Source organism: Paenibacillus solanacearum, assembly GCF_910593845.1.
In the GTDB taxonomy this organism is placed as follows: domain Bacteria; phylum Bacillota; class Bacilli; order Paenibacillales; family NBRC-103111; genus Paenibacillus_G; species Paenibacillus_G solanacearum.
The window spans coordinates 39,853-62,934 of record NZ_CAJVAS010000018.1 but is presented as its reverse complement, the minus strand read 5'-3'; the positions used below and the strand labels follow the sequence as shown (position 1 = coordinate 62,934).

22 protein-coding genes and 1 pseudogene are annotated in these 23,082 nt (G+C 53.8%); 8 read left to right on the top strand and 15 right to left on the bottom strand.

Features of this window, described 5'->3' with window-relative positions; genetic code table 11:
* Positions 1-11 precede the first annotated feature (11 nt).
* Complete coding sequence (locus tag KXG62_RS19215; RefSeq protein WP_246627529.1) at positions 12-1,151, bottom strand: major royal jelly family protein; 1,140 nt, start codon at positions 1,149-1,151, stop codon at positions 12-14.
* 190 nt (positions 1,152-1,341) lie between these two features.
* On the opposite strand from KXG62_RS19215, the gene KXG62_RS19210 reads away from it, so the two are divergent.
* The gene (locus tag KXG62_RS19210) at positions 1,342-2,043 is read left to right on the top strand and encodes a hypothetical protein (protein WP_218093623.1); all 702 of its coding nucleotides are present in this window, start codon (positions 1,342-1,344) and stop codon (positions 2,041-2,043) included.
* 269 nt (positions 2,044-2,312) lie between these two features.
* On the opposite strand, the gene KXG62_RS19205 is transcribed toward KXG62_RS19210, so the two are convergent.
* The 4 genes from KXG62_RS19205 to KXG62_RS19190 all read right to left on the bottom strand — a co-directional run bounded on the left by KXG62_RS19205 (position 2,313) and on the right by KXG62_RS19190 (position 6,940).
* Positions 2,313-2,495 carry a hypothetical protein gene (locus KXG62_RS19205; RefSeq protein ID WP_218093622.1) on the bottom strand — a complete coding sequence of 61 codons (183 nt, stop codon included), beginning with the start codon at positions 2,493-2,495 and terminating at the stop codon, positions 2,313-2,315.
* On the bottom strand, positions 2,492-3,778 hold the full coding sequence (locus tag KXG62_RS19200; protein ID WP_218093621.1) for an ABC transporter substrate-binding protein: 1,287 nt from the start codon (positions 3,776-3,778) through the stop codon (positions 2,492-2,494). Before KXG62_RS19200 ends, KXG62_RS19205 begins: the two co-directional genes overlap by 4 nt.
* Before the next feature lie 95 nt (positions 3,779-3,873).
* On the bottom strand, positions 3,874-6,168 hold the full coding sequence (locus KXG62_RS19195; RefSeq protein WP_218093620.1) for a discoidin domain-containing protein: 2,295 nt from the start codon (positions 6,166-6,168) through the stop codon (positions 3,874-3,876).
* Between the two features lie 67 nt (positions 6,169-6,235).
* The gene (locus KXG62_RS19190; RefSeq protein WP_218093619.1) at positions 6,236-6,940 is read right to left on the bottom strand and encodes a histidine phosphatase family protein; all 705 of its coding nucleotides are present in this window, start codon (positions 6,938-6,940) and stop codon (positions 6,236-6,238) included.
* 400 nt (positions 6,941-7,340) lie between these two features.
* On the opposite strand from KXG62_RS19190, the gene KXG62_RS19185 reads away from it, so the two are divergent.
* A complete protein-coding gene (locus KXG62_RS19185; protein WP_218093618.1) occupies positions 7,341-8,099 on the top strand; it encodes a DeoR/GlpR family DNA-binding transcription regulator in 759 nt (252 codons plus the stop codon).
* A gap of 88 nt (positions 8,100-8,187) precedes the next feature.
* Here KXG62_RS19185 and KXG62_RS19180 read toward each other — a convergent pair whose 3' ends face one another.
* Both KXG62_RS19180 and KXG62_RS19175 read right to left on the bottom strand, forming a co-directional pair.
* Positions 8,188-8,352, bottom strand: a complete 165-nt coding sequence (locus tag KXG62_RS19180; protein ID WP_218093617.1) for a hypothetical protein — start codon at positions 8,350-8,352, stop codon at positions 8,188-8,190.
* A gap of 147 nt (positions 8,353-8,499) precedes the next feature.
* Positions 8,500-9,375, bottom strand: a complete 876-nt coding sequence (locus KXG62_RS19175; RefSeq protein WP_218093616.1) for a metal-dependent hydrolase — start codon at positions 9,373-9,375, stop codon at positions 8,500-8,502.
* 160 nt (positions 9,376-9,535) lie between these two features.
* On the opposite strand from KXG62_RS19175, the gene KXG62_RS19170 reads away from it, so the two are divergent.
* From KXG62_RS19170 to deoD, 3 genes are all read left to right on the top strand, one after another.
* Entirely contained in the window at positions 9,536-10,264 is a 729-nt protein-coding gene (locus KXG62_RS19170) for a PIG-L deacetylase family protein (RefSeq protein ID WP_246627528.1), read from the top strand.
* Positions 10,265-10,315: 51 nt separating this feature from the next.
* Positions 10,316-10,768 (top strand): DUF441 domain-containing protein, encoded by a 453-nt coding sequence (locus KXG62_RS19165; RefSeq protein WP_218093615.1) that lies wholly within the window; start codon positions 10,316-10,318, stop codon positions 10,766-10,768.
* 91 nt (positions 10,769-10,859) lie between these two features.
* On the top strand, positions 10,860-11,567 hold the full coding sequence (gene deoD / locus KXG62_RS19160; protein ID WP_218093614.1) for a purine-nucleoside phosphorylase: 708 nt from the start codon (positions 10,860-10,862) through the stop codon (positions 11,565-11,567).
* Positions 11,568-11,649: 82 nt separating this feature from the next.
* Here the strand turns inward: deoD and KXG62_RS19155 are convergent, their stop codons facing one another.
* The 7 genes and pseudogenes from KXG62_RS19155 to KXG62_RS19125 form a co-directional block, all read right to left on the bottom strand.
* Complete coding sequence (locus KXG62_RS19155; RefSeq protein ID WP_218093613.1) at positions 11,650-11,799, bottom strand: hypothetical protein; 150 nt, start codon at positions 11,797-11,799, stop codon at positions 11,650-11,652.
* Entirely contained in the window at positions 11,796-11,948 is a 153-nt protein-coding gene (locus tag KXG62_RS19150) for a hypothetical protein (protein WP_218093612.1), read from the bottom strand. The genes KXG62_RS19155 and KXG62_RS19150 overlap by 4 nt, the downstream gene beginning before the upstream one ends.
* A 133-nt stretch (positions 11,949-12,081) precedes the next feature.
* Positions 12,082-13,467 carry a protoporphyrinogen oxidase gene (locus KXG62_RS19145; RefSeq protein ID WP_218093611.1) on the bottom strand — a complete coding sequence of 462 codons (1,386 nt, stop codon included), beginning with the start codon at positions 13,465-13,467 and terminating at the stop codon, positions 12,082-12,084.
* A gap of 280 nt (positions 13,468-13,747) precedes the next feature.
* Positions 13,748-14,402: pseudogene (locus KXG62_RS19140) on the bottom strand (glycosyltransferase).
* 160 nt (positions 14,403-14,562) lie between these two features.
* Positions 14,563-16,035: an arylsulfatase gene (locus KXG62_RS19135; protein WP_246627527.1), complete on the bottom strand. Its 1,473-nt coding sequence runs from the start codon at positions 16,033-16,035 to the stop codon at positions 14,563-14,565.
* A gap of 34 nt (positions 16,036-16,069) precedes the next feature.
* On the bottom strand, positions 16,070-17,416 hold the full coding sequence (locus tag KXG62_RS19130; protein WP_218093609.1) for an ABC transporter substrate-binding protein: 1,347 nt from the start codon (positions 17,414-17,416) through the stop codon (positions 16,070-16,072).
* The gene (locus KXG62_RS19125; RefSeq protein ID WP_218093608.1) at positions 17,413-18,750 is read right to left on the bottom strand and encodes a phosphodiester glycosidase family protein; all 1,338 of its coding nucleotides are present in this window, start codon (positions 18,748-18,750) and stop codon (positions 17,413-17,415) included. Before KXG62_RS19125 ends, KXG62_RS19130 begins: the two co-directional genes overlap by 4 nt.
* Before the next feature lie 141 nt (positions 18,751-18,891).
* On the opposite strand from KXG62_RS19125, the gene KXG62_RS19120 reads away from it, so the two are divergent.
* The 3 genes from KXG62_RS19120 to pepT all read left to right on the top strand — a co-directional run bounded on the left by KXG62_RS19120 (position 18,892) and on the right by pepT (position 22,253).
* Entirely contained in the window at positions 18,892-19,752 is an 861-nt protein-coding gene (locus KXG62_RS19120) for an AraC family transcriptional regulator (protein ID WP_218093607.1), read from the top strand.
* Between the two features lie 127 nt (positions 19,753-19,879).
* Positions 19,880-20,878: a ParB/RepB/Spo0J family partition protein gene (locus KXG62_RS19115; protein WP_218093606.1), complete on the top strand. Its 999-nt coding sequence runs from the start codon at positions 19,880-19,882 to the stop codon at positions 20,876-20,878.
* Between the two features lie 142 nt (positions 20,879-21,020).
* Positions 21,021-22,253, top strand: a complete 1,233-nt coding sequence (gene pepT / locus KXG62_RS19110; RefSeq protein WP_218093605.1) for a peptidase T — start codon at positions 21,021-21,023, stop codon at positions 22,251-22,253.
* A gap of 222 nt (positions 22,254-22,475) precedes the next feature.
* Here pepT and KXG62_RS19105 read toward each other — a convergent pair whose 3' ends face one another.
* Positions 22,476-23,063 (bottom strand): uracil-DNA glycosylase, encoded by a 588-nt coding sequence (locus KXG62_RS19105; protein ID WP_218093661.1) that lies wholly within the window; start codon positions 23,061-23,063, stop codon positions 22,476-22,478.
* Positions 23,064-23,082 lie beyond the last annotated feature (19 nt).

Below are 23,082 nucleotides of genomic sequence, written 5' to 3'. Positions count from 1 at the left end.
TTCAACGAGACTTAAGGGTACAAATACGACTTCACATCCGCGCCGATATAAGCTCTCCAGATTGCCAGATTGAACGGGTTGCTCCAGTCGATCGTTTGCGGCTCGTCGAACATGTGGTGAAGCCGGTTGCTGTTAAATATAATCCACCCTCGCTGGTCAAAAGCGACCCCGTCGACCCACAGCATCCGGTCGTCGGACAGAAGCGAATAAAAGCCGCCGCTTGCGCGGAAGTAGAAGCCGATGCCCTTCCCCTCCAGCATCGTGTAGAACACATTGCCTTGATTGTCCGCGTGCATGCCGTCGGTCGTCGTCTTCTTGCTGCCGAGCGCTTGAACGGCGCCGGCGATCGTCTCCAGTGGGGTATGGAGGCTGCGCAGCAGGGACGTATCGACGGCGTACAAGTTCCGGCCTGTCACCTGGCAGTAGTACAAAGTGGAACGGTCCGCGGAAAGCGCGATGCCGTCCGCTCCGATGCGGACCGGCTTGTGCTGGAACACCGGCTGCGTATCGATCTCGAACCGGAAGCCGGGAACATCCTGCGTGCTGAAATGCCGGTCCAGCACGCGCCGGAACGACCGCGCCCGCATGTCGAACACGATGATGCCGCCGGCCAGCGGATGATCCGGCCAGCCGCTGCCCGAATCGGTCATATAAGCGAAGCCGTTGGTATGGTTCACGACGATATCGTTCAGAAACGAGGTCCGGTACGGCGCAATCTCGTTCGGAATGACGATCGAGTCGATGAGCGCGTTGCTGTTCAAATCCCAGATGACCAGCTTTTGCGAGCCTTCCAGCGATGGACCGTAGGCGATTTTGCCTTGGTCCAGTATCCACATCCGGTTGTATTCGTCGATTTCATACCCGAGCACCGATTGCAGCGCCCGGACATCGCCGGGCTCATTCCATTCCCAGCTGGGGAACGCGTCGAGCACAGGTGCGCCGTCCCGAATGACAATCCGGTTCATCGTTGACGGGATCCCGTAGTCCCACCGCGGCACCGACACGTACATATGGCCGTGATGGTCCACCTTCACCCCGGCCGGCATACATTTCCTCCAATACTGCTTCTCCTCGAACTCCCGCTCCATGACGGCGTCCGGGAAATGCCAGTCCAGCCGGTTCCAATGAAACAACAGCTCGTAATGCGTCATCCCTGAGCCCCTCATCTCCCCCTCACCATTGATCCCCTTAACGATCAGGCACGTAAAATATATATGTGCTAAACGAAATAACATCCCTGACGGGTACAGGTTTCCCGCTCCTTGGGCTTGTCCGGCATGCATTCAGGGTGCCCTCGGGTCATCGACCCACATATACTGCAAGCAATAGGGAGAGATGTGCATGATGAACAACGGGCTCGCAAGGCCGGCTCAAGATTACATTTTATTGGACAGCAAGGACGTGGATGTGACCGGGGACCGGCTTCCAGACCGCGTTTCCTTATACGGGCAAAAATACAGCCCCGATACCGTCTACTTCAAGCAGCTGGCGGTGGAAGTGACGGACCGGACAAAGCCTCGGCCGATCGTGATTCCGGTGCCGGGCGGGTACAATCCGACCATGCAGTTTTGCGATTTCACAGGCGATCGCGTCGCGGACATCTACGTCACCGCCGAGACGGGCGGCAGCGCCGGAACGTCGGATCATTACTTGTATACCGTATTGCATCACGTTCCTCGGCAGCTTCCCGTGCCGCAGCCTCTCGGCATAACCGGCCGCTTCGAGGACGGCTATCGGGCGACCATTGCCATCAAGGAATCGAATCAGCGGTATACCATCGATTTGTCTGACCGTAAGGCAGCCTACGATCAAGCCGGCTATTACCGCGACGGCAAGCTGCTCACGCCGACGAACGTGCTTCCGAACGCATACAGCGTTCTTCGTCCGGTCCGTCTGGACCCTAGCGGCGTCTGCGGATTGTATGGCGTTCAGCGCATCGCCGGATTTTACAATGCCGATACGATAGCTTACGTCACTTCGTTATGGAGATGGCAGCATGAACGCTGGCTGCTGCTCGAAGCGGCCTTGCATAAGGCATCGTAAATACGGCCTGCCGCTACCGCGCGCAAGCGGCAAGTCTGCGCCCCCGCTCTCGCCGTATCCGGGCTTCCCCGGGAGCGAAAGCCTCGGCGCCACGTCCTGGCTGTTCGCCGCGCATGTCCCAAGCAGCAGTGCGCAGACCAATCGGCCAATGCGCTTGAGAACCTCAGGCCACGGCAAACAGCGGCTGCCTTCCCCGGCAGCCGCTTCTCTCGCGCTTACAACTACGTATTGACCAGCTTGCTTTGCAGCTCCACGTCCTCGTTATACCATTACGCCTGGGCGCGATACATCTTGGCGTACTGGCCATCCAGCGCCATCAGCTCCTCGTGGCTGCCTTCTTCGATAATTTCGCCGCTCGAGAAGACGAGAATGCGGTCGACGATAGAGGTAATCCCCAGACGATGGGAAATCAATATCGTCGTCTTGTCGCCGGTCCTCCTGGCAAGGATCACTTGGTATTTTCCAATATATATTGATTGATCAGTTCGTCGGCGTCCCTCAGCGCGGAATTCATGTCCTTTTTGTCGTCTGCATATTGCTGGAATTGATTGCTGAGGATGTCCCTCGCTTTCGGATAATGAATGGAGAACGGCGGAGCCGAGGCGGGCTGGCTTTTAAAAATGCTTGGAATGCTCTTTCCTTTCAGAACCGGCATATCTGCGCCGAAGGCCGCTTTGAACTTCGGGTCTTTCAGAGGAGATACCCGCCCCGTTTCTTTGGTGCTCATCATCTGCACCTCATCCGAGAAGAGCACCTCCAGTACTTTCATCGCCTCGTCCGGATACTTGCTTGTTTTGCTGATGGTCATGACGTGCAGATCGTACATGCCGTACACGTTCGGTTTATCCTTGTAGCTCGGGTACTGCGCGAGGTCCCAGTTCAAGTCCTGGTACTGCGCGAGCGAGTTAAAGATGTTCACGCCTGCAAACATCGCCACATTGCGGTCCTTAATAAACGCGTTCGTGGAGTTGATGCTCCACTTCGCCGGTTTGTTTCCGGGAATGGAATAAATTTGGTACCCCGTCTCGAACAGCTTTCTGTACAGCTCGCCACTCACAAGAGATTTATTCGTCTTGCCGTCGACAACGGTTGCGGATAACGGGTACATTAGCCGAATGATGCTTTCCGGGTCCAATCCCCGGTACTGCACTCCGTCCTGAAGACGCGTCAACTTCTGGCCAATGCGAATCGCATCCTCCCATGTCATCCCATCGTTCGGATACGCCACCCCGAACCGGTCGAAAATGTCCTTATTGTAATACACTGCGTTAAACTGCACGTTATAAGGAATGCCGTACAGCTCGCCTTTGTCCGAGATCGCCCGGACCGTTTCCAATGACCGCGGATCGAACCGGCCGAAATCAAATGAAATCTTTTGCGCCAGCGGCGTAATATCCGTAAAAATATTAAAGTCTTTATACGACGGGATATGACCGTTGTATATCGTCAGCAGATCCATCGGCTCTCCGGTGGCGATGTATTGCGTCAGCGAATTGTTGGGCGTTTCGATCGGCTCGACGGTAATATAAGGATATTTTTTCTGGAGCGGTCCATTGATCAGGTTGCTCAGATCGTCCTTGTTGAACGGCTGGGTCGTGAACATTTTTAAAGTGACCGGATCATGCGGTTTTTCCGCTGCCGGCTGCTTCGGGCTTTCCGGAGCGCCGCCTCCCGCGCAGCCTGTTAAAGAGCCTGCAAGCACACCAATGATGGATACAATCGCTATGTTTTTCATTGAAACGCCTCCTCATATCGTTTATTCGAGGGCTGCTATGCTTGCAAGGTGCGGCGGGATGTCCAAACAGCCCGATCATCGTTGGAAAACACAGGTTACTCAGGGGTGACAGAAACATTCGGATAGATGCGGGCGATCGTCTTGAGATCCTCGATGGATAGCGGCGTCAGGCGATGGTCCCACGCTTGCAGAGCTTCCGGCGTCGTCGATGCGGCCCATTGCTCCACGATGCGCTCGGTCGGAGCCTCCATGCCGTCTTCCGGTTTCCACTCCTCGTCTGCTCCGTAATTTTGTTCTTCGATATGCAGAAGCCCTTTCTCGCGGAGGCTTCTCTTGAACTCCTCCGCTACATTGCCGCCGGCATTCCTGGAAGCATTGATCCATATGTTCAAATCCTCAAATCGAATGTTCGGGAAATAACGGCGAACCGCCTGGCGCACCATCTCATTCAAGCGGAGGTCAATCGTATTCTGCGTCGTATTTCCTTGATAGTAAACGAGGGGCACATAGCGAATATTCGTCTCATAGAACGGATGCGACAACAAATAAGGGCTCAGCGTCACACCGCGAACGACGGGTCCATCCGCGGCAAACACCTCCTCGTTTTTTTTCATAAATTCCAGGACTGCGAACGTAGGCAAATCGTATAGTCCCAGCGAGGTGCGTCCGGTGACGAACACGATCTCCCGAACCCCGGTCGACGCCTTCAAATCACGACTGAATCCATCAATCTGCCGCTTGACCACACCGCCTTCCCAGTCGGACAAATGACGGGAATATTTCTCCAACGGCGCTTCGCTAAGGTCTTTAATTTCTTTGTTCAACAAGGCAACGTCCTGCGCCGTGGCCCGCTGCTTATATACAACGTACATATCGCCGGGGTCTGTACCGACCGGGTTCACGCCTTCGCCAACGACCTTGCGCACCAGATCTTCCCCGCCGTTCGTTTCGTCGGCGCCCATCAGAACCACATGCTTCACCTGATGCTGATTCAGGAATTGTTTATATTCCTCGGGCAGCCCGAGCAGCTTCATCCACGCCACTGCGGTCATCGGCATCGAACGCGCGTAACCGATGGAGGCGAAGCTTGGAATTCCGTTGGCGTTGGCGTACTGCAAAATCGAACGCAGCTCCTTGATCGTATCGAGACTGACGAGATACTGCAGCGGCAGCACCGGCGCTTTCATCGTTCGGGATATATAAGATACGGGCATCACTCCGGTAGAAATGATGACGGTATCGAATGGCGTCTCCTTGCCGAATTCTTTATTGTAGAAATCGACCGTCTGCTGGATCGATCGCTGTAAAAAAGACCTCGTTCCGTAAACCGGGAACGTTCCTCCCTTGGGCGACACATACCATGTATGCGAAACGGTGGCCCCCAGCATCTCCGCCGATTTCTGAACTGCATATTCCGCGCTCATTCCGCCGTCGAGCGTGTACACGTCGATCCCCTTGTAGTTATGCTTGTCGATCTGGTAGACCGTGCGCTCCGAACCCGAAACGACGCGAATAAAGTCGGCATAGCGTTCATCGATGTAACCGCTGTCATATTGAAATTGGAAGTAGACCCCATAGGAGCCGGCAGGCATATCATTCGGAATGGTCCAGAGCGATGGGACTGTTCGCTTGACCGATTGGCCCGGCAGAACAGTCAATCCGGACTGTACCGGAATTTCTAGCAGCACATACGGATTGCTGAGCTTAAATATTTTCACATGAAGTGCAGATAGCGTTACCTTGTTGTCTTTGGAAGGATTTCGCAAGCTGTACGTCAAACTGACCGGCTGACCGGCAGAATACGTTTCCCGATCGACCGCACTCTGTTCGATGTCCAAGAGATGCGCGTCATTGGCGGCTTTCGCTGCGAGAGGATGGCCATATACTTTGAAGTCGCTGATGTGGGCGCTGTTGTTCGCGGAATGATGCGTGACATAGACGCGGACGTACCGGGCGACTGCCTTAACCTGGAATCGATCCCCCTCGTCGGCAGCAGGGCGATCATCCGATTTCACGGCGATAGGGAACCAGTTCGCTTCGTCTATACTCCCGGTAATATAATAGTGATAAAACCGTTTCCCATCGACCCAGTTGCGTAGATGAATTTGGTCGATCTTATGGATGCTTTCCAAATCGACCTGCATCCAGGTCATGCCGGCGGTGCCGAGGGAGGAAGCCCAGTAGCTGGCCGCATCCCCGTCGATGGCGAAAACAGGCTCGTGAGCCTTTTCCGAAGACATGGCGGTTACCGGTTTGTTCAAGCTGATCAGGACTGGTTCGTCCGATTTGCCGTTCGGGAACCATACCATTACGGCAAGACTGGCCATGGCAGCAAGAACAACCAGCAAGGCTGCGATGAAGTACCATTTAGCGTTGGCTTTGGGCCGCATCGACACCCTCCTTATGATCGTATGGTTTGCGGCAATCAACACCGCCGAATATTATGCATGCGCTCGCTCAATAAAAATTGGCGATGATGCCGCTGGGCTGAACGGGAAGTCCGGCTTGGTAAAGATGCGAAACATCGCCCATCCCCAAACAACGGGGTACGGCCCGCGTCGCCGTTCTTTGATCGAATACAATGGTCGTTACCGAGCTTGGAGCCAGCCAAAATCCGCTCCACACAAAGGAAAGCGGCAGCTCGAGCAAATGCGCTATCCATGCCAGGCCGAAGCCCATGTGACAAAACACAGCGATCTTCCGTTCATTCGGCCGGAACATCTCATATACTCCATCGTTTCTTTCGTACCCGAGCTCCTTGAGGAACAGATCGGAATCTTGTTTCAGCTGCGAAAATCTGTGCGCCAAATCCGTCTGATCATACATCGGGTGGCTGTGCCAGTTCTCGCTTGAAGGAAACGGCTTATGTCCTCGAATCCGTTCGCCGTCTACATTCCATGCCACCGCATGCTTGCCTGACACATCGGGCACCTTCCAGCCGGCCAATTCGGCCAGCCACGGCTGAACGGTTGGTTCCAGACCGGTGCGCTCCGCGGTATACTGCATGGTGTGAAGCGCCCGCCCCATAGGTGAGCTGTAAATAACATCGATGTTCTCCTTCTGCATCCTGTCAGCCAAAGCTCGCGCTTCCAAATGCCCGGCTGGGGTGATCGTGTTGTTAGCGTAGTCCGGGTCTGCATGACGAATAATGTACAGTCGCAATCGCTGATTCCTCCTGAAATTGATTTATCGATTTGTCTCGCCGAAGCGCGATCAGGCAGAACGATGCTGCCTCATCCAGACCGGCACATCATTAACGAGCGTTTGCTCTCCCCTGCCCCTTTCGCAGCAAACCTCCTTCCCCATCATCCAAAATGACTATTATTAATCATTTTTTCACGAAATCTCCTTCGATACCCCTATATTAAATCATAATTTGATTATCATCAATCCGTTTTTCGCAAAATAGCAGCATAAAACCATTGTTTTATCAAATTAACAAAATGAAATGATCAACATTAATCATTTCAGGGAGTTAAAAACCGCATAATCCGTCTTGTCTTTACAAGGCCATGACGATCTTTGTATACTTTTAATAATGAAAATATAAGGAATGACACGAATGAAAAAGAAGGAAATGCGTCTTGCCGCTATCATGGAACTGATCAAAACCAATCAATTCATGAATATAGACCAGCTGTGTCAAAGCCTCAACGTGTCTCCCGCCACTGTCCGTCGTGACCTGGCCTTCTTGGAAGAGATCGCTCAAATCCAGCGGGTTAACGGCGGCGCCATCATTTCGAAAAACCAAAAAATGGCGCTCCCCCCTGTTCGCTTACTGGACGAAAAGCAGCGTATTGCTAAAGCCGCGGTCGATTTGGTCAATGAAGGGGATACCATTTTTATGGACGGCGGCACGACCAATTTGGAAATTGCGAGCAAGCTCGCGCTTTTCTCCAATATCACGATCGTGACTACCAGCATTGAGCTTGCCCATATATTCAGCCAACGAAAAGATATTTCCATCTTTGTCTGCGGCGGCATCATGAGCGATGTCAACCCAAGGGTCAGCATTATCGGACCGCTCGCGGAAAAAATGATTTCTTACTTCCGCGCGAACCTTTGCTTCCTCGGTACATCGGGGATTCATATCAAGAGCGGCATTACCGCGCCGTCGCTGACATCCGCCGAGGTCAAAAATGTGATGATGCGCCATGCCGCCAAGTCGATTCTGGTCGCGGACCACAGCAAATTCGGCAAGGTGCATCCGGCATTCGTTTGCCCGGTCGAGCATTTTGACATGATGATTACGGATCGGCAGGCTCCGCAGGAAGATATTGATCAGCTCGCCTCCAAAGGCGTAGCCATTCAGTTGGTATAAGCATATGAAAAGCACCCTCTAACGAGGGTGCCGGGCGAATGAGATTCGTTGGCTTGGCAAAGATTCGATCGGCGAATTTGTTCCTTGATCAGCGGATCGATTCCCAGCAGCGTTTGGCTGCGTCAAGAAACGCCATGCCGTCATGAATAACCTGCAGCGCCTTCTCCACGCAGTCCTGCTGCGGGTAATACGATTGAACCGCCGTATGGAAGGAAGTGATTTCTTCTGCGACCGCAGGTACGGCGGATAGCAACGACACGGCCTCCTGCTTCGGAAGGTTCCATACGCGTGTGCCGTCTTTACTTCCACAACCGCATTACTGATTCGTTCAACCGCATGCTCCCGTTCGATGACCCTCACCTCCGTCAATACAATTATGCGCCGCGCTCATTTTCACTGCCTACTTCTCGATAAACTCGAACAAGAACGATTGCCCGTTGCGGTAAAAGCGCGGGTCATACAGCCCGATCCGCTTCTCGTCATCGACGATCACGACAAAAGGAGACCATTCGTACAGTGTCTTCGCCTTCGGATTTTGCTCGAACAGCCGATCCAGATTCGTATCCTCTCTCGATACGAGCTGCATTTGCTGCCGCAGTCCTGTCCATACGGTCCCTCTGGACAGATCGACCTTATCGCCCTTCTTCCCGATCACGGTAAACACGCCGGGAACAAAGTCCGCCGACAAGGCGACTTCGTCATATAGCGGCGCAGCCTGGCGATACAATGTATAGCCTTGAACGGATTGGATCAGCACATGAAGCGCCATCACCATCCACACCAAGCGGTATAGGCGGTGAGACGGGATGCGCTTCAACCGCCCGCCCCACCGGACGGTGACAAAGCCGAGGAGCATGACCGCCCAGAAGACGAGATCGACGATCGGCACCGTGCCGAACGTGATGCGCATCGGCGAGAAAGGCTCGAAGTACCCGGTCCCCCAGGCATTGAACAGATCGCTCGTATCGTGAATGAACACGGCGAGCAGTGCGATGAAGAACAAACTCCAGCCCTTGGTGCGCCACAGCAGGCGCGCCAGACCGGCCAGCAGCGCCGCCCAGACCGGCACGAGCCAGATGGAATGCGTCAGGCCGCGATGCCACATCTGGTAACGGCCGGCCGAATCCCACCAGGCGGAAATGACGTCGATATCGGGAATTTGCGAGCCGGCGACCGTCGTGAAGAGCAGTGCCTGCTTCTCGTGCTTCGACATGCCGCTTTTATCCACCGCGCCGTATAAAGTAAGTCCAAATAACGTATGTGTAATCGTATCCATAAATGATAGCGGCCCTCCTCTACCGCTAAGTATAGCGCACTCGGAAATCGGGCGAAAGCCGGAGCGGTCCCGCTCTTCGGCGGCGGCATGGGGCCTCTGCATTTGGCCCAAGGTTTGGTAAAACGTCCCGTTCTTCGGCTATAATAAATCAGGAATCCACGTGGAAGGGACGGAGCAAACGATGTCCAGCGTCAGCTTGATTTACGCGCACCCCGATGATGAAACATTTCTGAGCGCCTGTCTTATTCGGCAGCTTGCCGATGCGGGCCACCCGCCGGCCCTGCTGCTCGCCACCCGGGGCGATGCCGGGAAGAAGAACGGCGCCTTCGGCCATCTGACCGGCGAGCAGCTCGGAGCGCTGCGCGAGCGCGAAATGAACCGCGCGGCGGCCGTCCTCGGCCTCTCGGAGGTCGTTCACCTCGGTTATCCCGACGGCCGGCTCGCCGCCGCGGAGGAGCGCGAGGCCGTGGAACGGGTCGCGGCATTTATTAACCGGCACCGGTCCAAGGCGGTGTTCACCTTTCCCGAAGACGGCGGCAACCGCCACCCCGATCATATGGCGATCTCCCGGCTCGCGACGAAAGCGGTGCTGAACGGCCAATGTCCGGCCGTGGAGCGGCTGTACTATGTCATGTCGGACGAATTGCGGCAGCAAGGGCGCCGACCGGCACTCACGATCGATACGGAGCCGCAGTGGCAGATGAAGGCGGAAGCGCTGCGGGCGCACGCATCGCAGCTGCTCGCGATCGAGCGGTATTTCGGCCCGTTGGACGCCGTTCCGGCAGAGCGCAGATACGAATCTTTCGTTCTGGCATGGGAGCAGGGCGTGCACTGGCCGGAAAAAAGCGAAGCGAAGGCCAGAGAAGAGCTTCATTTGCCGTCCGTATAGCGCAAGCCCGGCGTTACGAAATTCCATTCCCTATCAAAGGAGCTTCTGACTATGCCACAAATCGATATGCCTTCGATTGTTCTGTTGATTTTGGCGGCGCTCGGAATTCTCAGCAGCAACTCCTCCATTACGATTGCCGTCGTCGCGCTGCTGCTGCTCCGCGTCGTTCATCTGCATCAAGCGTTTCCGTGGATCGAGAAATACGGTCTCACGGTCGGAATCATTGTACTGACCATCGGCATTCTGGCGCCGATCGCCAGCGGCAAGATCGAATTTCAGACCATCTACCAATCGTTCCTCCATTGGAAGTCGCTGCTGGCGATCGCCGTCGGCGTGCTGGTCGCCTATATGGGCGGCCGCGGCGCCGCTTTAATGACGAATCAGCCTGCCGTCGTTACCGGATTAATGCTGGGTACGATTATCGGGGTCGCTTTCTTCCGTGGCGTTCCGGTCGGCCCGCTCATCGCGGCGGGAATATTGTCCTTCTTTCTCGGCAAATCGTAACGTAAACGTTATTCACATTTCATGTGTACATTCAAGGCAACTGCATTATACTAATGGAATATAGAAAGACCATCGCAGGAGGAATACGATCATGAGCGTACATATCGCAGCCAAACCAGGAGATATTGCAGGAACGATACTGATGCCGGGTGACCCGCTTCGGGCCAAATTTATTGCGGAGACGTATTTGGAAAATGTCGTCTGCTATAACGAAGTGCGGGGCATGCTCGGTTATACCGGAACGTACCGCGGACAGCGCCTGTCCGTGCAAGGATCAGGCATGGGCATCCCTTCGTTCAGCATTTATGCTAATGAGCTGATCCGGGAGTACGGCGTGAAGAACTTGATCCGCGTCGGCACGTGCGGCGCGATGCAGGAGCATGTCCGCGTGCGGGAGCTGATTCTCGCGCAGGCCGCCTGCACGGATTCGAACATCAACCGGCTTGTGTTCCCCGGCTTTGACTTCGCTCCGATCGCCAGCTTCGCTTTGCTGAAGACGGCATATGAGCAGGCGATGGCCAAAGGCATCAAGCCGCATGTCGGGAACATCTTCAGCTCCGACTCCTTTTACCGCGATGACAAGACGGTCGTCGAAAGACTGATGGCTCACGGCGTCCTGGGCGTCGAGATGGAAACTACCGCGCTGTACACCGTCGCCGCCAAGTACGGCGTCAACGCGCTGACGATCCTGACGGTGAGCGATCATCTGCTGACCGGGGAAGAAACGACGTCGGAAGAAAGACAAACGTCGTTCCGCGAAATGATGGAAGTCGCACTGGAGACAGCCATCACCTTGTAACACGTGAAAAAAATAGATCCCGAGCCTCCGTTTAGGGCGGCTCGGGATTTTATTTTGTGAACAGGCATCGTCATACACCTAATCATCTTGATTCAAAATTCCGTGCGATACCTAAAACCCACTGGGGAAGTGCGTCTGCTTGATATTTCAGGATACCCTGCTCTGCTTCGAAGACAATTTCACCGGTCATATCACTATTGTCAACGACGATTAAATGATCAATAAGATTCAAATGAGCTCAACCTGCCCATTGGCATATTCCTTGACGATCTGGCCTTTCTCCGTTTTATAAACGATGTAAGTGCCGTTTGCCTTGGCATCCAGCTTAGCCCGTTCACCCGTTAGCTTTATTAGTTTATGAACATCCTGAATTAGCTTCATGTCGCTCCCACCCTTCCATCGGTACGATCATGCTTACATTATATCATATGCAATGTCGGGATTTAGCCGTAAGAAAGATCTGCCCGATCTATGTCTTCATCATCACAGTGAATATCGCGAAGCTTCCGGTAGTCTACAATCGATCCACAATCTGCTGCGCGGTCCGCTCGCCGTTCAGGATGCAATCCGGGATGCCGACGCCATAATAGGAGCAGCCGGCCAAGATCACGTTAGGGTAGTACTCGGCCAGTTTGTCCTCGAGCGATTGTACCGCTTGCGGGTGCTGCAAATGGTAATTGGGCATCGTCTCATGCCATTTGGTGACTTCGAACGATACCGGAACGCCGGTAATGCCCAGGCTGTCTTCGATATCTTTCCGCGCGACCTCCAGTAGCTGCGCCTCGGTCATCTGTTGAAGCGTATCGTAATCCCGGCCGGTGCTCTTGTAAAATAAACGGACCAGCAGCCGGTTCTTCTCCGACGTATGCTCCCATTTGCGGCTCGTCCACGTACAGGCGTTGCACTTCAGGTCGCTGCCTTCCGCGACGATGAAGCCTGTTCCGTTCTTGGGCAGCTCGCTGTCCTGAAGGTCGAACCCCAGGTACGCGCTAATAAGCGAGCTGTTCTTCAACCGGTCGAAATCTTCATCCAGCCGCTCGTCGCCAAGCAGACGCTGCGCTGCCGGGTGCAGCGTACTCAGTACGATGAAATCCGCCTCCACCTGCTCGTTGTTGGACAGCGAAACGACATAACGCTCCGGAAGCTTCCCGACCTCCTCGGCTCGTACGCCTTTGTAAATGCGCGTCATCGTCAGCCGCTCTTCCATGCGGTCGACCAGAGAAGAGACGCCTTGCTTGAACGACAAAAACTTCCTGTCCCCGTTCCCCTGAAACCGCTGCTTGTTCTCGGCCAGCCCTTGAATGATGCTGCCGTATTTATTTTTATATTCGAGCAAGTACGGCAGCGTGGACGCGATCGTCAAGTCCTCCAGCCGACCGGAGTATACGCCCGACAAGACCGGCGAAATTTGCTTTTCCACCAGCTCCTTGCCGAGAAAATGTTCGAGAAACGCCCCAACGGAGCTTTCCTTCGTAAACGTTTCGTTCGGGGTATAGAAATCTTTGAGCGCATCCACCTTGCCCTGCGCCGATACGAGCGTCGTCGTAGCTAGCGACTCCATGCTGAGCGGAATGCCGAACACCGCGTCCTTCGGAATCTGCTTCAGCTCGCCGTCCGCATATATATAGGAGATGCCCGTGGCGTTGTACACCACGTCGTCCTGCAGACCGAGCTCCTCCAGCAACGGAGCGACATTCGTCTTGCGCGCGACAATCGAGTCCGCTCCTGTCTCCATAATGAATTCGCCGTCGTGAACGGTTCGGATTTTGCCGCCCAGCGCATCGCTGGCTTCCACCAGCACAATGTTGGCCTGCGACGACCGAGATTTCAACGTCTTTTCCAAAAAATAAGCGGCCGATAGTCCGGTGATCCCGCCGCCGATAATGACTACAGTTTTCAAAGTCGATCCACCCGCCTTGCGTGTAATATCGAAAGTCCCGCTTCCTATTATACGTCTCTTTGCATGTCATCACCATGACTTCGGTCACAGGGCGGCGGCCGGTGGAGAAAGATTCATATAAAAGACAATTTTAGGCGGGCTTGCCCAAAAGAAAAAGCCGCATGCCCTGCGGCTCTACCGTTACTTTTCGATTCAACACGTTACCGGCATCCATCGACCGCGACCCTCTTTCGGACGATGATGGGAAGCTATTCCGCTTTGCACCGTCTGTCAGAGGGACTCAAAATTTTTCGGGAAACTGTTTGACAATGCCTTCCGTCAAGATGTCCGCCATATGAATCATATGGATCTCGTTTTTGTCGGTTGCCGCAATATCCGCTGCCCAATCCCCTTTGATGCAGTCAAGGACGATTTCCGTAATCAACTGAAGGTGCGTATACAGCATATCTTGCAGCGTTTTAAACGGCCAATTCGGATTCGCTGCGCTTAAAAATTTGGCGATCGTCGGCATTTCTGTGCCACTCCGCTTCTAACCTTTTCACATCCGCCTGATTGCCCGCTTTCGCCGCGGCTACAATTTTTCCCGCGATCAAAATATGCTCTTTCAGCAGTTTGGCCAGCTGATTGCCGGCAGCTTCCCCATAATAAGGCTTGATCACATTGCCGATATCCTGCTGGTTCTGCAAAAGCCGGTCCAGTACGGCCTTCTGGTCCGGGCGATTAGATAAAGCGCTGACGATATAGCTTCGCGTCCAAATCGTATGATCGATCCAAGCCTTCTGCATATCGCCTTTCAGTTGGACCATTTGAGGACTTAAGCAAACCGCCGCTCCTTTCTCCTCGCCCGCCTTCGCTTGCACGGATCCTGCAGCCGGTGTCATACTAAAGACAAGCGCCAACGATAACGGCAGCGCCAGCAACCATTTGTTGTTCATATTCATCTGCTCCTCTGTATGTCGGAATCAAGCAAGCTGTTATATTATGGTTTGAAATATCCGAATTTTATACAGAGGATGATGTACGGCATTCCGCCATTGCGCGAAGCCGCATACGTTCCGACAGCTCTATGCCTTGTCTTCTACGGCCACGCCTCAACTATTGGAGCATTTGTTTCCAGTTCTCCATACGTACGCCGTAATGGGGGGAGACGATGAACGGCTTTCCAGCCTGTCCTACCAAACGTCCTCCATCGGTCAGACCGAGCTTTCTCGGCTCGAGCTCCTGAACCAGCCGCTCACGCCACAGGAGCAAATCGCTTCGGTAAGCGGGATCTTCCGAGAGGTCCAGGCATTCCATCGGATCGGCAGTCAGATCGAACAGCTGCTCCCGGTCGATTCTCGGAAACCAGATATATTTCCAACCGCCGTCCGTCAAATACTGCATCTCCTGCTCCTCCGAGTAGCAGGTACTATGCTCGCCGTGCACAAAGGCGCGCCATCCAACAGATTCGCCGCGGATAAGCGGCAGAACGCTCCGGCCGTCCACCGTGTCCGGAATCGCGATCCCGGCTGTCTCCAGCATCGTCGGCATGACGTCCTGCAGGCATACCGGACCGGGAGCCCTCTTGACGGCGGGAGCTCTCAACGCCTTGGGCAATCGTACGATGAAGGGGATATGCGCCGAACCTTCGTAGGCATAGGTTTTACGCCATAAATGATGGTCTCCGAGCATGTCTCCATGATCCGAAGTGAATATAATCAGCGTATTGTCCCACGCCCCCTGCTTCTTTAACAGCATAAACAAACGGCCGAGTTGCTGATCGATCTGATGAATTAATCCATAATACCCCGCTCTTGCCCGGCGAATCTCGTCGGCGCTGCGTTTGCCTCGCCACGCATCGGGCTTTGCTGCGTCATCCGGCACGTCGTTCTTATGCGCCCATCCACCCACAACGGGTTCAGGGAGCTCTTTGTTCCGGTACAAATCAAAGTAAAACTGCGCCGGATCGTACGGGGAATGCGGCCGGGAAAAAGATACTTTCAAGAAAAACGGAACATCCGGATCTCTTCTTTCGAGAAAACGCATCGATTCATTGATCGTCCAGTTGATAGGATGCAAATATTCAGGCGCATGAAACGGACGGGACATCCAGGAGTTCCAGTCGAGCCCGTGATCCGTCCTGCCATAGTCGCCCGTTTTATTGCGCTCGAACCATGCGTTATAGTCCGACACGAAACCAGGCGTTTCCACGCGATCCGATTCGTCGAGGATCGTATGATGGAACCCGTTGAGTGCCCGCTGCGGGGAAAAATTCATTTTTCCGATCCCCTGCGTATGGTAGCCATGCTTCGCAAGCTCGCCGGCCAGCGTATGCTTGAAGCCACGGCCCATTTTCCCTTGCCCTCGCCCCGTACCTAAGACGCCGGTGTTCCATGGATCCATACCGGTGTTCAGCGTAGTCCGAGCCGGAACGCAGGATGGCGTACATGAATAGGCGTTCGAAAATACAGTGCCTTCGGAAGCAAGCCAGTCCAAATTCGGCGTTTCGATCACGCGGTTGCCGTAACAGCCGAGCGTATCAAAGCGCTGCTGATCCGTCATAATGAGCATAATGTTCGGTTTTTTCAACGTTTCTTCCTCCAGGTCACGGTGCTCGGGCCCTTTATTTTTTAGCCGCCTTCTCCGCCTCGATGAGCCGCTGCGCTTCCTCCTGCGCGCCGCGAATGATCGAATTGACATCCTTCCCGACGTTTGCCCGCATCGTTTTCTCCGCATTGTCTATCGCTTTGACCACCACATCGTCATATCGGGTCGGCTTAGCCATCGTACCGTATTGGCTTTTAAACACAGCCTGAATGTTTTTTCCCTGCAGCGTCTTGAAATTTTCTCCGAAATGTTTCTTCAGGCTGTCATCCTTTAACGCGGATATGAAACCTCCCTTCGCCAGCTTCGTCTGCACGTCACGGTCGGTGGCCAAATAGGAGACGATTTTGAAAGCATCGTCCTTGTTCTTCGCGGTGGAAGAAACCGCCAGCACGTGCGCCATCGTTACGATATCTTTGGCGGCGGCATTTTTCGGCACGGGGTACGTAACCATATCCCAATCGAGCGCAACGCCCTGTTTGGCCAAGCTTTCAATCTCCTCCAGCCGTCCCCCCGACGAAGTGTACATGGCGACGGTCTGGTCTTTTTCGAAGCCGGCTACGCCTCTTTTGGCGCTTTTGTTATCGGGAATTTCCAGAATCGATTTGTATAAATCAAAAACATACTTCCATTTCTCGCTGTTCAAATCCGCCTTTTCCGTTTTCGGATCAACAAAAGGAACTAACAGATTTTGAGCGGTTAAACGCATCGAGTTCGGATCGACCGCAACGATATCCGGGCTGCTCTTGGCGATCCGCCTGCCAAGCTCAATGACTTCTTCCCATGTAATACCGTCCTTCGGATACGGGATGGCCGCTTTGTCGAATATGCTTTTGTTATAATAAAGTACGGAGAAATTAATTCGAAACGGAAGCGCGAGCAGCTCGCCTTTATCGGAATAAAGCTTGACGACATCGATGGCATTTTTATCGAATTGCCCCAGGTCTACCTTGTATTTCTTCGCTATCTCGCTATGATCAAGCGTCAATTGGGCGTCTACAAACTTGAGGATATTTAATGTAGGGGTGAAAATAATATCCGGAAACTCCCCCGCGGTGATCAAATTGGGGATCGACTTTCCGCTTTCGCGCACCATCTGCAGCGTCACATTCGGAAACTTGCTCTTGACCGGTTTCACGAACAGCTCTTCAAATTCGCTATCCGTAATGCCAGCGCTGGATTGGAACACTTGAATCGTGATCGGTTTGCCATCGTTAACCGGCCCATCGACGGCCGCCGCTGCATTCTCATTCTGCGAGGACGGACCGTTCGTCACGCCATTCCCGGAGCCGCCGCATGCCGCAACCAACGTCAGCAAGGAAGCCGCCGCCATGACCAACAAAGACTTGGACCGTGTATGCGTCATCGATTATTATCAACCCCGTCCGCTTTATTCTCAGGCTCTCCGGAGACGACGAGCAGCGCATTGGCAACGGGCCGCAGTTCTCCGTCCGACGGCCGGTTCAGCACCCTCAGTTCCGTGTCTCCGGGCTGGCGCACGGCATACGTGGAAGAGCCCCCGCCATCCAGATTGATCGCGTGCTCCATGCCGAGCGATTGCAGGTATGCGGCTGCTTCCAGCACGGACATTCCATCGGAATACCCTGCCTGACGTCCGTCTACGACAATAAGGTACAGCTTGCTGCCTTTGGAAGCGACGATCGTCCTTGGATGATGCTCCAAATTATCTGCAACGAGCAAGTCCTTTACATCCACGGGTATTTCTCCATTATCCAACAAAACGTCGGCAAACCGGTGGTTAGCCCCGCCGATCACATAAAGCGCACTGCTGATTCCCTGATCATAATCGACTTGAAAAGACAACGACGTCCCGACGGTTGCATGCTGCTTAAGCCAGTCCGCCTTGCTTCCGCTGGCCGTGATCACGAATTTGCCGGTTGGAATGCTGTTGTTGGCCGCCATATACACCTGTTCCACTACCCCCGTTACCGGTTGCCCTGGCCTCAGCTTCACGCCCGGTTCCACCGGCGCAATGACGATCTCGGTTCCGCCCGTCCCTTCCGATAAGGTCGATGTTCCGAACCGGTCCGTCATCAAAAAAGCATGGTTCGTCAAATTTTTGTTCCGCACCTTGTTCACACCGTTAAAATCCAGCCGTAAGCCGCTGGTCAAGCGCAGCGCCGGCTGAATCGTAACGGCTTTCCCGATACGAAACGATCCGTCCGGCATGATGGCAAGGAAGGTTTGCGTCTTGCCGTTCGTCGAGGTGATGACTTCGCCATCGGTAATTTGCAATCCTAAAGGAACACCATTGGCTACATTGAAAAAGTCTCCGTTAACGGCGCCGATGACGCGATGTCCCGCTCTGTCGTTTGCAGCGGCTGTTTGGGTGACGATCTCTTTGCTTGCGACCGAAGGGCCAGAAGTAACGACCTCCAAATGAATATTCGGATCGTTCGCATCGATTTCCATCATATAGATCGCATTATGAAGTTCGCTTCCTGAGGTGGCCGGTCCATTCCCGTTGTTCTGCGAATCCTTGAATCGAAACATCGTTTCGACCGTGACGTCTCTTGTTTCATGAAAAGCCCCGGCTGCCAGGTTGAGACCGTTTCTCCGCTCCAACTGCGGTTGTTCTCCAGGCGGTCCGGATCTTCCCACCGAAGGGGCTACGGCTCCCGTGCAAACCAAAAGCAGCAAGGAAACGATCAACAGCTTCTGTTTCCATCTCGCAAACATTGCACTCCTCCTCAGAAGTTCCTTTTTTTTCAAAAACAGAACGTTTACAATATTATTGTAGGTGAGTGCAATCTGATTTTTTATTGCCGATACGGGTGATTTTCTACGCTATATTGCGATCTTATTGCTGGGGGGATCCTGTTGAACGTTCTGCACGAATCGCTGCGGTATGAGAATCCGCTCGTGCCCATGCGCATTTTTACCCTTGTCAAGCCCGACAACTTCTGCAATAAGTGGCATTATCACAAGCAAATCGAAGTGCTCTATATTTTGGAGGGACAATTGGACGTTTACGTGGAACAAGACATGTTTCCGCTTGGCAAAGGGGATGTCGTGCTCATCGGCCCCAACCAGCTGCATCGCGACAGAGCGCATTCGGTGAAATATATCGTATTTCAGTTCGATCTTCAGCAATATACCGACCCGACCATGCTTCCTTATTTGAAAATTTTCATGAGCATGAGCTCGCCGCTCAGTAAGCTGAATTATATGTTTTCGGAAAACGGCGAAGTCAAACAAACCGTGGCTACGACCATTCAGTCGATTTATCAGGAAGCGAGGGGCAAAAAGAACGGCTATGAAATCGCAATCAGCATGCATATTCGTCAACTGCTTCTTACGTTCATGCGAAACGATACGCTGCGCTTGCTCCCGGCCAGAGAACGCAAAGAGATGAGTCTTCTTAAGCCCGTGTTCGATTACGTCGAAAAAAACATCGCAGGGAAGCCCGATCTGGAAAAAGCCAGCAAAATGGCCAACTTGAGCTACTATCACTTTACCAAATGCTTCAAGCAAGCCATCGGCATGTCTTTCGTGAATTATGTGAACCATTGCAAAATCAAAATGGCGGAACGCTTGCTGCTCACGGAGGATTTGAGCATTGAACAGGTGGGCGAGCGGATCGGCATGCTCAATATGGGGCACTTTTACAAAACGTTCAAGAAATATAACGGCTGCTCTCCCAAGGAATTCAGAAAGAAAATGAATACCTGGAGCAGGTAACTGTAATTCATATGGTGGAAGCGAGGGTAACTTTTCGAATGCGGAAGCCGTGTTATATAATACGTTATGTATTTGCATGCCAATCTGTTGGAATCGGCGCCAATAACGCATAGTAGGAGAATCGCCAATGAACATTACCGAAATTCGAACGGATTTGATTGATGAAGATACCGACCAGCCTCGATACCAGTTTGCCGAAGAGTCGCTGCAGGAATTAATGAAGAGCATCGAGGAGCTCGGTCTGCTGTCCCCGATTAAAGTAAGGACGATCGGCGGGGGCCGCTATAAAATCATTTACGGCAACCGGCGGTACAAAGCATGCCGGGAGCTGGGCCGCCCGACCATTCCATGCATCGTGTCCGACGTCACGGATGAGATGGACATTTATTTGGAGCAAATCGCGGAAAACTTGACGAGGGAGAGCTTCTCCCCGATCGAGGAAGCGGAGGCGTTCCACAAGCTGCTGCACGATCCGAAGTTCAGCAGCTCGACCAAATTTTTGTCCAGCAAGCTCGGCAAGCCCGAGTCCTACATTAAAAATAAATGCGACCTGCTGAAGTTCGGCAATGCGGTGCGCAAGCTGATCGTACACGGCACAGAAATCCACAAGGATGCGCTGACCGAGGACCAGCTGATGCCGCTCAAAGACTTGCCTGTCGAATACCGCGATCCGCTCGCCCTGATTATGGCCCGGGACGAAATGCCCGTGAGCGATGTGAAGAAAATCGCCCGTCTGTTCAAGGATAGCGAAATATCCGACGCCGTCAAAGGCAAGCTGCTCTACAAGACAGGACCGGGGCTGCTGGAGACATGGTCCGTCCATCAGCATAACAAAGCGGAGCGAACCAAAGCCGCCGAACCGAAAGAACCGAGTCCGCGGGCCAAAAAGGCGAAAAAGGAAGAAAGCGCGCCTCCCGCCGTTACGGCCGCCTCGATCGAAGACGAGCTGCGCAAGCTGGCCGCCGTCCTGCCGGCATACGCCCCAATGACGCAGGAAACGCTCCTTACCCGGGACAACCTCCCCCCGGATGCGAAAGACCGCTTCGCCGGCGACGTCGACGCGCTGATCGAGAGCCTGGAGCGGCATTTGGCCGAATGGAAGAAAGTGAAAGAGCTATTAACGTAACGCCGTCCTTATTTTTCAAAAAATACGCATACTACACGCGGCCCTATCGTTGATCGGTATGGCCGCATTACACATTTCGGCTTGCAAGCGATTTGTATTATACTGGAATATATCTCACAGATACAGGAGTTGAGCCATCGCGATGAAACAAGAGATCATATCCCGCTTCATCTCTTACGCGAAAGTGGATACGCAGTCCGACGACGACAGCCAGACTTGCCCTTCGACCCCAGGTCAGCTCACGCTGGCGCGCCAACTGGTCGAAGAATTGAAGGCGATCGGCATGCAGGACATTACGCTGGATTCGAACGGCTACGTGATGGCGACGCTTCCGGCCAATTCGGATAAGGACATTCCGACGATCGGCTTCCTGGCCCATATGGATACGGCGACCGACTTCACCGGGGCGAACGTCAATCCGCAGATTGTGGAACCGTATGACGGGCAGGACATCGTGCTGAACAAGTCTATGAATGTCGTCCTCTCCCCGCGCGATTTTCCCGAGCTGGCCGGCTACAAGGGCCACACGCTAATTACAACCGACGGCACCACGCTGCTCGGCGCGGACGACAAGGCGGGCATCGCCGAAATCATGACGGCGATGGCTTATTTGCTTCAACATCCCGAAGTGAAGCACGGCAAGATCAGAGTGGCGTTTACGCCGGACGAAGAGATCGGCCGAGGCCCGCACCGGTTCGACGTCGAGGCGTTCAACGCCGCATTCGCCTACACGATGGACGGCGGTCCGCTCGGCGAGCTTCAATACGAGAGCTTCAATGCGGCGGCAGCCCACATCACGTGCAAGGGCAAAAACGTACACCCCGGCACGGCTAAAGGCAAAATGGTCAACGCCGCCAAAATCGCCATGGAGCTGCAAGCGAAGTTGCCGCCTGCCGAGGCGCCGGAGCATACCGACGGCTACGAGGGCTTTTACCATTTGATTTCGATTCAAGGCGGCGTGGAGCAGACGGAGCTGCGCTATATTATCCGCGACTTCGACCGCAACCGGTTCAGCGAACGAAAGGCCGAGATGACCCGGATCGTCAAGGAGCTGCAAACGGTATACGGCGAGGAACGCATCGTCCTCGAATTGAAGGACCAGTATTTCAACATGCGCGAAAAAATCGAGCCGGTGAAGCATATCGTGGACATCGCCCATCAAGCGATGGAGAATCTCGGCATTTGGCCGGTCGTGCAGCCGATTCGCGGCGGCACGGACGGCTCTCAGCTGTCGTATATGGGCCTGCCGACACCGAATATATTTACCGGCGGCGAAAATTATCACGGCCGATACGAGTACGTCTCCGTGGACAATATGGTGCTCGCCACAAAGACGATCATCGAAATCGTCAAGCTGTACGAGCAAAGAGCCTAGCTACCCGAATCGGCACAGAGCCAGGATGCGCAGCAGCATGCATGTATGCGAAAAAACCAGAATGCCCTGTTCGACGTTCTGGTTTTTCGTATTTCCGTTAACGCGGGATCGCTCTCTTCGATCACTTTTCGAAGCTGCAGAACCGTCGCTGTCTATACCGCGAGTACGAGATTGTCCACAGCGAAAAAAGAAACGCCAAGCGCTCGTAAGCAAAGTTTCGTTCTAGCGCCTGCCGTGTTGAATCTCCTCCCACTTCTCCTTCAAAGCCTTCAGATCTTCAACGAAGAACCTCAGTAAATTGGGTCGCCTTCTTACTGCAAGCGGGTGATAAGTGAAGCTGATGGGTATACCCTGAAACTCATACCAGCTGCCTCGCAATTCCTTAACACTGGCATTCTCCTTATCTGGGAATACGGCTTCTGCAACGATATTGCCAAATCCGAATAATACAAGCGGCTGCTTCTGTAAGAGCTGTAGCTGTAAGTGAGGAGAACATGCCGCTCTAGCCTCGGGTTTATTGTATGCACGCACCGGCCGGCATTTAAGCAAATAGCTGACATAGACATCATTCGTATCTATACCCGCCTCCCTCATGCCGAGCTGGAGTGTTTCTCGGGTACCGCACAGAAACTCATTTCCTTGCCGATCCTCCCGGGCCCCGGGGTTATCCAGTATCATCATCATCGAGGCTCTCGGATTCCCTTCCCCCCAGATGACGCGAGTCCGCTGCTTCGCCAGTTCGCAAAGCTCACAATGTGCCGCACCTTCGGGCGCTTGTTCTTCAGGCAAGATGACAAAGGGATGATCCATTTCCGAAGTCATGCAGCTC